This window comes from Stenotrophomonas sp. a6, assembly GCF_030913325.1.
Classification (GTDB): Bacteria; Pseudomonadota; Gammaproteobacteria; order Xanthomonadales; family Xanthomonadaceae; genus Stenotrophomonas; species Stenotrophomonas maltophilia.
Genome location: NZ_CP133161.1, coordinates 1170836 through 1184881, shown reverse-complemented (window position 1 = coordinate 1184881; position 14046 = coordinate 1170836). Strand labels below are relative to the sequence as shown.

The following is a 14046-nucleotide window of genomic DNA, read 5'->3' as shown; positions in this document are numbered from 1 at the left end:
CGATGATCACGCCGGCCGCGTGCCACTACAGTTCGCGCACCCAGATGTTGCGGTAGCTGACCTTGGAGTCATGTTCCTGCAGATACAGCGGCGCGCACCCATGCGGCGAGTACGACGGTGCGCCGATGTACTCGGTCCTGCCCGCCAGCACCGTGTCGTCCTGCACGAGCACGCCGTTGTGCAGCACCGTGATGCGCGCGGGCGACACAAGCCCACCGCCCGCTGAGAAGCGCGGCGCCTTCCAGAGGATGTCGTAGGCCTGCCACTGCCCCGGTGCGCGCGAGGCGTTCACCAACGGCATCGCCTGCTTGTAGATGGAACCCGCCTGGCCATTGGCATAGGTCGGGTTGTTGTAGCTGTCGAGCACCTGCAGCTCATACAGTTCCTGCAGGAAGATACCGCTGTTGCCCCGGTTCTGGCCGTCGAAGCCCTTGGTTTCGGTGGGCGTGCGCCACTCGACATGCAGCTGGACATCGCAGAAGCGTTGCCGCGTGCGGATGCCCTTGCTGCCCGGAACGACGGTCATGGCGCCATCGGCCACCTTCCAGGGCACGCGGCCACCCCGCTCCGCCTCCCACGCGGAGACATCCCTGCCATCGAACAGCACGATCGCGTCGGAGGGAGCCTTGCCTGGCGGCGTGGCCACGACTGCGGGCACGGGGGTCCACACTTCGGTCTTCTTCGGGTCGCGCGCAGCGTCGGCACCATCCTGCGCGAACGCAGATGCAGCGGCCAGCAGGCCGGCGGAGATCAACGCAGGGCGGATCATCAGGGGGGTGTCCATCAACTGGTCCCCCACGCAGGCGTGCCGGGAACATAGGCCAGTTCGCCGTCGTAGCGACCCGGCACGGCGACGTACTGCAGCACTCCGGTCGCGCCGACCTTGGAGGTGAAGAAGCCGAAGATGGCCAACTGCTTGATCATCGTGAAGTAGTGCGGCATCGCCTCGCCTTCTTCGGGAGTGCCGGTCTCGGTCACGTCGGCAGGGCGTGCCCTCGCCTCCGCATCCAGGCCACGCAGCAGTTCGGTGCGGGCTTCCGGCGTGAGCGACACGAAGTGGCCGCCGGCGCGTTTGTTGATATCGGCCAGGCCTGCCCGGAACGCCGCCTGCTGGCGGGCGGTGTAGCAGTCGCTGACGAAGGTCGCCATGAACAGGCCGGCGCCGGCATCCTTCGCCCCAGGCGTCCGGGTGCGCGGTAGGATGGTCTCGGCGATCTCGTCCAGCGTGCCGACATCGGCCTCGGAGAACAGGATCTTCGTACCGCCAGCGGGCACCTGCCCTTGGACAAGCGCAGGCAGGCCGACCATGGCCGCACCGGTGGCGGCAACGATCATCTTCAGCAGTTCGCGGCGATCCATCAGAGGTTCCCCGCTTTCAGTTCGCGTACGGCATGGTCGGCCGCGCGCGCGGTGAGCGCCATGTAGGTCAGTGACGGATTCACGCAGGCGCTGGAGGTCATGCAGGCACCGTCGGTCACATAGACGTTGGGGGCATCCCAGACCTGGTTGTGCGCGTTCAGTACCGAGCTCTTCCGGTCACGTCCCATGCGCGCGGTCCCCATCTCGTGGATGCCCTTGCCCGGGGCATAGTCGTGGTCGTGCATCTTCACGTCCTTGACGCCAGCTGCCTCCAGCATCTCGGCGGCGTCGGCGGCCATGTCCTTGCGCATCGCCAGCTCGTTGGCACGCATGGACACGTCCATCGCCAGCACCGGCAGCCCCCATTTGTCCTTGCGCTCCCGGTCCAGGCGGATCGTATTGTCGTGGTGCGGCAGCATTTCACCGAATCCGGTCATGCCGATGCGCCAGTCACCCGGCACGGTCAGCGCCTCCTTCAGGTCGGCACCGATGTTCAGCTCGGCGATCTCGCGCGACCAGCCGGTGCGGCTGGCGCCGCCCTGGTAGCCGAACCCGCGCAGGTAGCCGCGCTTGTCAGCCGCGACGTTGCGGAAACGCGGAATGTAGAAACCGCAGGGACGGCGGCCGAAGTAGTACTTGTCTTCGTAGCCCTCGACCCGGCCCGAGGCGCCCGCACCGAAGTGATGGTCCATCACGTTGTGCCCGAGCTCGCCCGACGAGGAGCCCAGCCCGCCTTCCCACACCTCGGTGGCCGAGTTCATCAGCAGCCAGGTCGAGTTGAACGACGATGCGTTGAGGAAGATGACCTTGGCGGTGTACTGGTAGGTCTGCCCGGTCTCGGCGTCGATCACCTCCACCCCGCGCGCACGCTTGCGGTCCTTGTCGTAGAGCACTTCCTTGACGATCGAGAACGGCCGCAGGGTCAGGTTGCCGGTCTTCATCGCCGCCGGCAATGTCGCCGCCTGGGTCGAGAAATAGGCTCCGAAGGGGCAACCCAGGATGCATTTATTGCGGTACTGGCAGTTGACGCGCCCCTGCTCGGGCATCGGCTTGGTGATGTTGGCGGTGCGCGAGTGGATCATATGGCGCGTCCCACCGAAGGCCTTCTTGATCCGCGCGGCCACATCCTTCTCGACGATGTTCAAGGGAATCGGCGGAAGGAACTCGCCGTCAGGCAGCACGTCCAGTCCTTCGCGCGTGCCGGCGATGCCGGCGAACTTCTCCACATGGTCGTACCACGGCGCGACGTCGGCGTAGCGGATCGGCCAGTCGGTCGCGAGGCCGTCCTTGAGGTTCGCCTCGAAATCCAGATCAGAGAAGCGATAACTCTGCCGCCCCCACAGCAACGAGCGGCCGCCGACGTGGTAGCCACGGAACCAGTCGAAGCGCTTGGTCTCGATGTAGGGCGAGTCCTGTTCGTTGGCCCACATTCCTTCCAGGTTCTCGGCCAGGCCATAGTCGCGCATCAGCACCGGGAAGTCGGCTTTCATCGCCTGCGTTGGCCGATTGCGATGCGGGAAGTCCCACGCTTCCTTCATCGCGTTGACGTAGTCCTTGACGTGCTCGATGTTGCGCCCGCGTTCCAGCATCAGGACCTTCAGGCCCTTCTCGGTCAGCTCCTTCGCTGCCCAACCGCCACTGATTCCCGAGCCAACAACAATGGCGTCGTAGTGATTATCTGCCATGGTCTCTCACCTGGGTGGATATCGTTTCAGACGTCGCAGAGGCGGATCGCCTCGCGCAATGAGGCAACGGGATCGGGCGCTGCAGGCGTGAATTCCTGCGCCAGATACCCCTTGAAACCGGTGTCGCGGATCGCGCGACAGATGGCCGGATAGTGGAGCTCCTGCTGGTCTCCAATCTCGTTCCGGCCCGGCACGCCTGCAGTGTGGTAATGCTTGAAGCAGGCGTGATGCTTGCCGATGGTGGCGATGATGTCGCCCTCCATGATCTGCATGTGGTAGATGTCGTAGAGCAGGCCGAAGTTGTCCGAGCCGAGCCGCTGGCACAGCTCCACGCCCCAGGCGGAGTGATCGCACAGGTAGTCGTGGTGATCGACCCTGGAGTTCAGCAGCTCCATCACCAGCACCACGCCGCGCTTCTCGGCGTGCCCGAGGATGCGCTTGAGGCCGGCCTCGGCATTGGCCATGCCGTCCTGCGGGTCCATGCCGTTGCGGTTGCCGGAGAAGCAGATGAGATTTCGGTAGCCGGCATCGGCGACCAGATCAATGTGCCGCGTGTAGTGCTCCACCAATTGGTCGTGGAACTCACGGCCGGCAAAGCCCTTGGTCAGGCCCAGCTCCGCGCCATTGCACATCGAGCTGTACACGCCATTCGCCTTCAACGTGGGCCAGTCTTCCGGGCCGACCAGGTCGATCGCGGCAAAACCGATGTCCTTCACCGTCGCGCAGAGCTGGGCGACCGTCAGCTTGGGGAAGGTCCAGCGGGCGACGGAGTGCTTCAGGTTGCCTTTGAGCGGCGCATCGGCGGCGGCAGACAAAGCACCCGCAGCGGGGATGCCCAGTCCCACGCCCCCGGCAAGTGCGACGCGCAATGCGTCCCGGCGTGTGAACCCCGGCGCCGGTGCCGGTCCGCTTGAATGAATGGCCATCTACTTCCCGGCCTCCCAACCGGTAGCAAACGCAAACGATTCACTGCAATGCAATCGATTGCACCATACGGGAGGAAATCGCATTTTTGCAAGACGCAGTGCACGAAGATTGATGTCGTGCGTCACCTCGACTGTGGCACCACGGCTGGGTGACCAAGGTGAATCACCGCAAGAGGCGGGGGGACGCTGTCAGGTGGATCATGACTGGGACCAACATTCGGCGGGAAAATGGGTTTTCGCGCTACAAGATCGATCGAGCTCAAAGAAGCGTCGGAGCGCAAGCTCAAGCTAGTGCACCATTGGAACAACTGGCGTGTGTGATCCACAGTACCATGCCTATTACCGATCTCAGGCTAAGTCAACTTCGCTTGGGACAGGTGTCCCCACGGCGCTCGGAGGCATACTGATCGGAGAGACAGAGCTAGAGTACAACCATCGCTTTACGGTGAATCGAAGATTGTTGGCGCTGGCTTCAACATCTGCCGCAAGGCTCGCCGCCTATTCCCGTGATGATCGCGCCATGAATGGACTAGATAACCATGACCCTGGTAATTGCAGCACACAGTTTGCCCAATGAACCCGCGGGACTATGGTTCGCCGCCGACAGCATGATCTCGCGGGATCGGCCGGTACTTTGCGAGTACAGGAAAATCTATAACGTGGTTGTGCGCGTAAACGCTCCACGGTTTCGCGCACATCAAATACATGCATTCGACAATGTCATCCTTGAGCATTCTATTGCTGTTGCATTCGCTGGGGACCTGACCACTGCGCATCACATCCTCAATCAGATTACAGACCATCTTGGCAGTCTAATTGCTTATCAAGATGATGAGGGCAAACCCACACTAAGCATGGCATGCAGCTTTGACTCGAGCAGGGCGCGACGTACGCACTTTGATCCCCACCAGTATCCCAACTACCATGCATCGACAAGTCTCCTGACAGCAGATTTCATCGCTGATGTTGCTCGACACGCCTTCAACTTGGCGGTTCAATCCGGCCGACGCTACAAATTCAACGAAGACGAGATCAAGCATCTATTCGCTCAGCTTGTCATAGGCATTCAATGCCCAAGTACTGGCACCTTCCACCTCATGAGCCTTTTCCCTCTATTTCCAGCCCCCAACTACTTCCCTGACGTGAGAATGAAGAGGATACAGCCAGGCAAAGTCGTTACCATCGGAGTTCCAAGTCAAGAAGCCGCAGCACAGGCCTGTCATGATGAAGCGCAGAAGGGCGGAAAACCGTTAGGCGAAAGTCTCTTCTCGCATTTGACAGCCCTCGTTGACGGCAATTCTATTCCGTCCATTGGGCATCCTTGCGTCCTCAGGAAGCTGACCAGTAACGGCTTGGAGTTGGTGAAAACGACCGGCCTACCGGCTGGCGCAGGAGACGCCAACCCTAACCTCAAGGGCAAGGACCATATTCCGGTTCAGATGTAGTCTTTCCAAACGCACTGAGACGCTAGATCAGCTCTTCGGCGACTTAAATTCGTTCGCCCCCAAGGAATCGAGAAGTCCTCGGATAGCTGCTGTCATCCCATTAACCTCAGCCTCAAGCAGCTTGTACTCTTCAGTAACCTGCTCCTGACTCTTGTTGGCAAGGAAAAAGAGCTTGTCAGCAACCTCATCCAAAGCAGTCCTCAACGGCGATGAACTAGAGACTCCATTTGTATCGGACCATCGCTTAAGTGCGCCGCTCGACAAACCAAATAGTTCTTCAGCCCACGCGTGAGAGTTGACGATCCCAAGGATCTTTCGCTGAGCATCAATCCGGTTATTAAACTCACTCACTTGAGACCGCCCATGGTTAGCCTCTCCATCCACGCAGAAACATTGCCCAAAGATTCAACGCAAAGTTGAATTTCCTTTTCTGAAACCCCCTCCCCATAACCTCGAGTCGAAAGGAGGCGAGACCTCATCAATACCGTGAACGCTTCGGGATCTATCTCAAGCGAGGGCAAAACTCTAAACGGTGAATACCTTGAGAACACCGGCCTACCCGTTGCTACCGAATAGCACGTTGCAATGTTCCTGAGGGCCAAGAAGATGCAAGAAAGATGAAAAACGTGGCTATTCCCTGCAAACGACAACGACGTTAAAGACGCATGAAAAAGCTTCTTAAACCTCTGTGAATCCACCTCAAAATTCGAGTAACTGGAGGGCTGACCCAATTCAGATACAAAATCATTGCCATCTGACGAATAGACTAATTTTGATTCAAGATGGAGATGCCATGCGAATGGGTTACCCTGGGCCCAAACTGCTCTTATACCGTCATACGTGTAGACCGAAAACTTCTCGGAATCGATCCTGTCATCTCTGGAGTCGGTGCAGAGGAGCAAGTCCACGTCGGACCCGCGATCCATTTCTCCACGACAAACTGACCCGAACGCATATATATGCATTCAAATCACCTCCGACCAAATCGTTTGACTAGTATTGCCGTCAAAAAGGCGAAACTCAACAATCGACACGCTGAGACCATCCCGGAAACCCACACGGGATAATCGTATGCGTTGGATATACCAAAAAATACACCAGGGGCCAAAGCAAGATTGGACAGATAGCTGCGGATATCCCATGGATCAGAAAAAGCAACAGTACTGTAGATTGCTATAGCCACGTGCGTTGCAACGATTGCACGCACGAGCTTGAAGGTGCTTTCGCCATTGCCCCAAATGACATCAAGAGCTTTAAACTCGACCCATTTCAGGAACTGCGGCAACTTTTTCCAACCAGGGTATTTTTTTGAAAAATAAGTCTCACTGGAGGACCAAGACTTCTTTAAATATACCGAAGTAGCCTCTAGCTCCAAACGAATAGCTCGGTTCACAGCCTTTGCGTCGCCCACTTGCTGAAAATTCATTCGAAGAGAGCGAGCGAATCGCATCTTCAAATTTTCCCGACTAGGCGCCTCACTTTCCAGAATATCATCATCAATTTGAGAACGCTCAAAAGTAACGTACTCAAACTTGCAACCGGAAAACGATGACTGGTGCAAGTTGCACGCAACGAACCTTGAGCCGGTAAAATCACATGAATCAAAAACACAGTTGTTCAGATAGCAACTATCGAACACGCAGTGTTGAAATGACACATTTTTAAAGCTAATTTTCTTCGCATTCAGCCGAACATATATCTTGAACGCGAACTCTTTTGAGTCCGCGACATTCGAGGCGACATATCTATCCTTGACCGCCAGCCGATTGCCCTCAACCAGCTCCACCGGGACATTATTTCCGCCAGCTGCTTTCGCAACAGAGTCGGGAGAGTAAACATCGACGATCGGAGATCCATCTTCTTTCATGGTGAACCCTTTCCAAATCTGCTCAGAAATCAACTAGGAACGCCACTAAAAAGATGGACCCGACTCTCAAATCCTGTTACCCCTTAATGGACGGACAGACCTACCAACCAGAGATAGAGCAGTGTCGCTGCGAAATCAGAACGGAATATCGTCGTCAGCGAAGTCATCCATCGGCGGCGCCTGCTGCGGCTGCGGACGCTGGTTGCCACCCTGGTTGCCGTAACCGCCGCCCTGGTTGCCGCCCTGGTTGCCATAGCCACCGCCCTGGCCACCACGCTGGCCGCCACCGCCGCCATACTCCTGGCGCGGAGCCTGCTGGCGCTGCGGACGATCGCCGCCGTAGTTGCCACCACCGCCGCCGCCGCCTTCACCGCGGCCGCCCAGCATCTGCATTTCATCGGCAATGATGTCGGTGGAGTACTTCTCCACGCCGTCCTGGCCGGTGTACTTGTCGTAGCGCAGGCTGCCTTCGACGTAGACCGAGCTACCCTTGCGCAGGTACTCGCCGGCGATCTCGCCGAGCTTGCCGAAGAACACCACGCGGTGCCACTCGGTGCGCTCCTGCTGGTTGCCATCCTTGTCCTTGCGGACGCTGGTGGTGGCCAGGCTGATGCGGGTGATCGCCATGCCGCCCTGGGTGTACTTCACGTCCGGGTCGTTGCCGAGATTGCCGACCAGGATGACTTTGTTGATGCCGCGCGCCATAGGTACCTTCGTCCGTTGTCCAGGGGCAGACCGCCAGTGATAGCACAGCCCCGGGCGGGGGTGCAGTAGGCGAGGCCGCCCCTGTTGAAATTTGGGGGAATGCGAGAACGATGCATCTTAGCATTGCCGCCGCCATCCGCCCGGTCAGAAGACCCCGGCCGCGCAGGAGGATTGAACTGATTTCCTTGTCCGGCAATGACTTACCCTCGCTTCGGTGGACATCCGGAGGGGCATTGGCGTCTGCCCATGGCATCATGCCCAAGCTCCTCCCCCTGCCCCCTCCCGCGTTCCCATGACGATCAAAGGCAAAGCCACCTCCCTGGACATCGCCCACCTGGCCGGGGTCTCCCAGCCGACCGTGTCGCGGGCCCTGCGTGGCAGCCCGATGGTCAACGCCGAGACCCGCGAGCGCATCCTGCGCATCGCCCGCGAGCTGAACTACAAGGTCGACAAGAACGCCTCCAGCCTGCGCCTGCGCAATGCCGGCACCCTGGCCCTGCTGTTCTTCGAGGACCCGACCAACGACGACTCGCTGATCAACCCGTTCTTCCATTCGATGCTCGGCTCGATCACCCGCGCCTGCGCCCTGCACGGGCAGGACCTGCTGGTCTCGTTCCAGCAGCTGTCCACCGACTGGCAGGCCGATTACGAGGACAGCAACAAAGCCGACGGCATCATCCTGCTCGGCTACGGCGACTACCACGAATCGCGCGATCGCCTGCAGCGGCTGGTTGAACAGGGCACGCACTTCGTGCGCTGGGGCGCCGCCCTGCCCGGCCAGCCCGGCGTGTCGATCGGCAGCGACAACTTCCAGGGCGGGCATGACATCACCACCCACCTGCTGCAGCAGGGCTGCCGCCGCATCGCCTTCCTCGGCCATGCCTCCAGCCATTACCCCGAATTCCAGGAGCGCTACCGCGGCCACGTCGCGGCCCTGCAGGACCACGGCCTGGCCGCCGAACCGGCACTGCAGCACGATGCGATCACCACCGAGGCGTCGGGCCAGGAAGCCTGCCAGGCGCTGCTGGCACGCGGTGAACCGATCGATGCGATCTGTGCCGCCAGCGACCTGATCGCCATCGGTGCGATGCGCGCCCTGCGCGAGGCCGGGCTGCGGGTGCCACAGGACGTGGCGGTGACCGGCTTTGACGACATCCCGCTGGCGGCTTCGGTGTCCCCGGCGCTGACCACCGTGCAGCAGGACACCAAGCAGGCCGGGCAACTGCTGGTGGAACGCCTGTTGGCCCTGATCGGGCGGCAGCCGGTGGAAAGCCAGAGCATCCCGGTGAAGCTGGTGGTGCGGGAATCGTCACTGCGCCGGTAAGCGCCTCCAGGCCTCCCGCCACGCCCCAACGTGCGACGGCGGAATTCTCCCCCCATGACCAACGGCGGATGCGCACGGAGGCTGATGCGCGGATAACGCGCAGACATCGCCCATGGAAAGGTGTACGTCACATGCTGAAGATCGATTCGCTGTCGAAGACGTACGCTAATGGCGTGCACGCCCTCAACAACGTCAGCCTGGACATCCCGCGCGGCATGTTCGGCCTGCTCGGCCCCAACGGCGCCGGCAAGTCGTCGCTGATGCGCACGCTGTCCACCCTGCAGGAGGCCGACAGCGGGACGGCGACGCTCAGCATTCCAGGCGAGGCGCCGATCGACGTGCTGCGCGACAAGGACGCGGTGCGCCGCCGGCTGGGCTACCTGCCGCAGGATTTCGGCGTGTATCCGAAAGTCAGCGCGCTGGACCTGCTGGAGCATTTCGCGGTGCTCAAGGGCCTGACCCAGCGCGCGCAGCGCCGCGAGGTGGTCGATGGGCTGCTGCAGCAGGTTAACCTGTGGGACGCGCGCAAGCGCAAGCTGGGCACCTACTCCGGCGGCATGCGCCAGCGCTTCGGCATTGCCCAGGCGCTGCTGGGTGACCCGCGGCTGGTGATCGTCGATGAACCCACCGCCGGCCTCGACCCGGAAGAGCGCAACCGCTTCCTCAACCTGTTGGCGGCGATCGGCGAGAACGTGGCGGTGATCCTCTCCACCCACATCGTCGAGGACGTGACCGATCTGTGCCCGACGATGGCGATCATGAACAAAGGCCAGGTGCTGCTGACCGGGCGCCCGGCCGATGCCATCGACGCCCTGCAGCACCAGGTCTGGCGCAAGCAGGTTGATCCTTCGGAACTGGCCGACCACGAGGCACGCTACGTGGTGCTGTCCACCCGCCTGGTCGGTGGTCGCCCGGTGATCCACGTGCACAGCGCCAACGACCCTGGCGACGGCTTCGCGGCCGTGGCTCCCGACCTCGAGGATGTGTACTTCCAGCGCCTGCGCCTGCAGGCCCGTGCCCGCGCGGCAGCCTGAGCGGAGCACGCCATGATCTTCAACTTCTTCCGCTTCGAGCTGCGCGAGCAGCTGCGCTCCCCGCTGCTGTGGCTGCTGGCCGGGCTGTTCGCCCTGCTTGCCTTTGCCGCCGCGTCCAGCGACGCCGTGCAGATCGGTGGCGGCACCGGCAACGTGCACAGCAACGCGCCCACCGTGATCGCGCAGATGCTGGGCATCTTCACCCTGCTCGGCATGCTGGTCACCGCGCTGTTCGTCAGCAACGCGCTGTTGCGTGACTTCGAACTCGGCACTGCCGAACTGATCTTCGCCAGCCCGGTGAAGCGCCGCGATTACCTGGCCGGGCGCATCGCCGCCGCGCTGGCGGCCGGGCTGCTGGTCTACATCCTGATCGCATTCGGCCTGTGGCTGGCGCCGTTCATGCCCTGGGTCGATCCCGAGCGCATGGGCCCGATCAGCTGGCAGGGCTATGCCTGGACGTTCGCGGTCATCGTCATTCCGAACCTGTTGTTCACCACCGCGCTGCTGTCGCTGCTGGCAGCGCTGACCCGCTCGATCCTGTGGGTCTACATCGGCCTGGTGGCCTACCTGGTCCTGTACGGCGCCAGCGCGGCCCTGCTGCGCGACATCGACAATACGTGGATCGCGGTGCTGAGCGAACCGCTGGGCATGCGCGCACTCGGCCGTACCATCCGCTACTGGTCCACTGCCGAACGCAACGACGGGATTCCCGAGCTGGCCGGTTACCTGCTGGCCAACCGCGCCCTGTGGTTGGGCGTGGCTGCCGCGCTGTTCGCCGCCACCTTCGCGCTGTTCCGCACCGAACGCAGCGGCAGTGGCCGTCGGCGCTGGGGCCGCAGGCAGGCGCAACCGGCTGCCGATGCCAGCGTGGTCCGCCCCACCCGCGCGACACTGCCGCGCGTGATACCGGCGTTCACTGCCAGCACGGCGTGGCAGCAGTTCCTGCGCCAAGTCCGCTTCGATACACGCGGCGTGCTGCGCAGCGTGCCGTTCATCGTGCTGCTGGTATTGGGCCTGGCCAACTTCCTGCCCAGCGCGCTGTTCCGGCAGACCCTGTACGGCACCTCGATCTGGCCGGTCACCTCGCAGATGATCATGGGCCTGCAGGGGGCCTTCAGCTGGCTGCTGGTGATCATCGTGCTGTTCTTCGCCGGTGAGCTGGTCTGGAAGGAACGCAGTGCGCGCATCAATGAAGTGACCGATGCCATGCCAGTGCCGAACTGGGTGCCGCTGCTGGCCAAGTTCACCGCACTGCTGGCCGTGATCGTCTGCTTCCAGGCCGCCGGCGCGCTGGCCGCGATGGGCGTGCAGCTGGCCAAGGGCTACACGCATCTGGAGCCGTTGCTGTACCTGCGCAGCCTGGCGCTGGATTCGGTGGTCTACATCCTGATGGGGGGCCTGGCGCTGGTGCTGCAGGTGCTCACCAACAACAAGTTCGTCGGTTACGCATTGCTGATCGTGGTGATGATCGGCCAGGGCGTGCTCGGCCTGCTCGACTACACGCAGAACCTGTACAACTTCGGCAGCTGGCCCAACGCGCCCTATTCGGACATGAACGGCTACGGCCACTTCCTGACCGGGCAGCTGGCGTTCCAGGGCTATTGGGCCCTGTTCCTGCTGACCTTGATGTGCCTGGCGTCGGCATTCTGGGTACGAGGTGTCAGCCAGGGTCTGCGCCAGCGCATGACCCTGGCCGGCCGCCGCCTGCGCGGCCCGACCGGGGTCTTCGCCGCAGTGGCCGCCCTTGCCTTTGTCGCCGTGGGCGGCTGGCTGTACTGGAGCACCAACATCCGCAACGAGTTCCTTTCCCCGGATCAACAGCTGGACCTGCAAGCCCGCTACGAGCGCGAGCTGTCGAAGTACCGCACGCTGCCGCAGCCCCGCATCGTGGCGGTGGACAACCGCGTGGACCTGTTCCCGGAATCGCAGTCGATGGTGATCGATGCGAACTGGACGGTGCGCAATACCCACGCCACGCCGATCCAGGACGTGCACGTCTCGATGGGCGATGACAAGCAGCTGGTCGCGGTCGACCTGGGTGGGCAGACACTTTCGATGCATGACGCCGATCTCGGCTATCGCATCTACCGCCTGCAGAAACCGCTGCAACCGGGTGAAACCCGCAGCGTGCATTTCCGGGTGGTGCAGAAGCCCAACGGCATCACCGCGGGCCAGGCACCAAGCAACATCGTCGACAACGGCACCTTCTTCAACAGCCGCGTACTGCCGTCGTTCGGCTACAACGAAGGCGCCGAGATCAGCGACCGCAACGAGCGGCGCAAGCGCGACTTGGGTGAGCCGCGGCGCATGCCCAAGCTGGAAGACGAAGCCGCACGTGCCAACACCTACATCTCCAACGATGCCGACTGGCTCGACTTCCGCACCACGGTCTGCACCGCACCGGACCAGGTGGCGCTGGCCCCGGGCTACCTGCAGCATGAGACCACGGTCAACGGCCGACGCTGCTTCAGCTATGCCATGGACCGGCCGATGCTGAACTTCTACGCCTATCTGTCGGCTCGCTGGGAGGTGCGCAAGGCGAAGTACAAGGACATCCCGGTGGAGGTCTACTTCGACCCGGCGCACGGCTACAACGTGGACCGGATGATCGAAGCGGTGCAGAAATCGCTGGCCTACTACGAGGCGAACTTCACCCCGTACCAGCATCGCCAGGTGCGCATCATCGAGTTCCCGGGTTATGCCCGCTTCGCGCAGTCGTTCGCCAACACCATCCCCTACTCCGAGGCCATCGGTTTCATCGCCGACCTGCGTGACCCGGACAAGGTGGACTACGTTTTCTACGTAACCGCGCACGAGATCGCGCACCAGTGGTGGGCGCACCAGGTGATCGGTGCCAACGTGCAGGGCGCGACGGTGCTGTCCGAATCGCTGTCGCAGTATTCGGCACTGATGGTGATGGAGCAGGAGTACGGCCGCCAGCACATGCGCCAGTTCCTCAAGCGCGAGCTGGACGGCTACCTGTCCGGCCGCGGCGGCGAGGCCATCGAGGAACAGCCGCTGGAACGTGTGGAGAACCAGCAGTACATCCACTACCAGAAGGGTTCGCTGGTGTTCTACCGGCTGCGCGAGGAGATCGGCGAGCAGGCGCTTAACCGCGCATTGAAGCGCTTCCTGCAGGACAAGGGGTACCAGCAACCGCCGTACACCACCTCACGCGAGCTGCTGGACTACATCCGCGCCGAGACCCCGGCCGACCGCCAGCAGCTGGTCACCGACCTGTTCGAGAAGATCAGCTTCTACGACAACCGCGTAATGGCCGCCAGCGCCCGCAAGCGCGATGACGGCCGCTACGACGTGACCCTGGACCTGCACGCCGCCAAGCAGTACGCCGACGGCAAGGGCAAGGAGAGCGACGGAAAGATGGATGACTGGGTCGAGGTCGGCGTGTTCGCCAATGGGCCGTCGGGCAAGGAGCGCGACCAGAAGGTGCTGTACCTGCAGCGCCACCACATCACCAGCGCCGATCCGAAGATCACGGTGACCGTGGATGAAAAGCCGGATGAAGCGGGCTTCGACCCCTACAACAAGCTGATCGACCGTGTGAGCGATGACAACCGGCGCAAGGTAACGATGTGAGGTATGTGGTGGTGCCAGTCAAATGGCTGGCATCACTGCTGCAGACAGAAACGACATGCCACGCCCAATTGCGTCATTTAAAGTCCTGATTGGCCAGAGATGCA

Annotated in this window: 11 protein-coding genes; 4 read left to right on the top strand and 7 right to left on the bottom strand. The window is 61.8% G+C overall.

What is annotated here, in order from left to right:
* Positions 1-25 precede the first annotated feature (25 nt).
* From Q9Q79_RS05500 to Q9Q79_RS05485, 4 genes are read right to left on the bottom strand one after another with little or no spacing between them, the layout of a single operon-like run.
* Positions 26-784: a DUF1080 domain-containing protein gene (locus Q9Q79_RS05500; RefSeq protein ID WP_049397640.1), complete on the bottom strand. Its 759-nt coding sequence runs from the start codon at positions 782-784 to the stop codon at positions 26-28.
* Positions 784-1359: a gluconate 2-dehydrogenase subunit 3 family protein gene (locus Q9Q79_RS05495; protein ID WP_049397641.1), complete on the bottom strand. Its 576-nt coding sequence runs from the start codon at positions 1357-1359 to the stop codon at positions 784-786. The genes Q9Q79_RS05500 and Q9Q79_RS05495 overlap by 1 nt, the downstream gene beginning before the upstream one ends.
* Positions 1359-3044, bottom strand: a complete 1686-nt coding sequence (locus tag Q9Q79_RS05490; protein ID WP_099596831.1) for a GMC family oxidoreductase — start codon at positions 3042-3044, stop codon at positions 1359-1361. Before Q9Q79_RS05490 ends, Q9Q79_RS05495 begins: the two co-directional genes overlap by 1 nt.
* 26 nt (positions 3045-3070) lie before the next feature.
* Positions 3071-3970: a TIM barrel protein gene (locus tag Q9Q79_RS05485; RefSeq protein WP_201862457.1), complete on the bottom strand. Its 900-nt coding sequence runs from the start codon at positions 3968-3970 to the stop codon at positions 3071-3073.
* Between the two features lie 539 nt (positions 3971-4509).
* On the opposite strand from Q9Q79_RS05485, the gene Q9Q79_RS05480 reads away from it, so the two are divergent.
* Entirely contained in the window at positions 4510-5415 is a 906-nt protein-coding gene (locus tag Q9Q79_RS05480; RefSeq protein ID WP_143565603.1) for a hypothetical protein, read from the top strand.
* A gap of 27 nt (positions 5416-5442) precedes the next feature.
* On the opposite strand, the gene Q9Q79_RS05475 is transcribed toward Q9Q79_RS05480, so the two are convergent.
* The 3 genes from Q9Q79_RS05475 to Q9Q79_RS05465 form a co-directional block, all read right to left on the bottom strand.
* On the bottom strand, positions 5443-5766 hold the full coding sequence (locus tag Q9Q79_RS05475) for a hypothetical protein (RefSeq protein WP_198995175.1): 324 nt from the start codon (positions 5764-5766) through the stop codon (positions 5443-5445).
* A 619-nt stretch (positions 5767-6385) separates the two neighbouring features.
* Positions 6386-7282, bottom strand: coding sequence for a pentapeptide repeat-containing protein (locus tag Q9Q79_RS05470; protein WP_201862455.1), 897 nt, complete (start codon positions 7280-7282; stop codon positions 6386-6388).
* Positions 7283-7417: 135 nt separating this feature from the next.
* On the bottom strand, positions 7418-7987 hold the full coding sequence (locus Q9Q79_RS05465; RefSeq protein ID WP_060380051.1) for a single-stranded DNA-binding protein: 570 nt from the start codon (positions 7985-7987) through the stop codon (positions 7418-7420).
* Between the two features lie 292 nt (positions 7988-8279).
* On the opposite strand from Q9Q79_RS05465, the gene Q9Q79_RS05460 reads away from it, so the two are divergent.
* From Q9Q79_RS05460 to Q9Q79_RS05450, 3 genes are all read left to right on the top strand, one after another.
* A complete protein-coding gene (locus tag Q9Q79_RS05460; RefSeq protein WP_024956968.1) occupies positions 8280-9311 on the top strand; it encodes a LacI family DNA-binding transcriptional regulator in 1032 nt (343 codons plus the stop codon).
* 131 nt (positions 9312-9442) lie between these two features.
* On the top strand, positions 9443-10345 hold the full coding sequence (locus Q9Q79_RS05455; RefSeq protein WP_060380496.1) for an ABC transporter ATP-binding protein: 903 nt from the start codon (positions 9443-9445) through the stop codon (positions 10343-10345).
* A 12-nt stretch (positions 10346-10357) separates the two neighbouring features.
* The gene (locus tag Q9Q79_RS05450) at positions 10358-13942 is read left to right on the top strand and encodes an ABC transporter permease subunit (protein ID WP_201862447.1); all 3585 of its coding nucleotides are present in this window, start codon (positions 10358-10360) and stop codon (positions 13940-13942) included.
* The last annotated feature ends 104 nt before the right edge of the window (positions 13943-14046 follow it).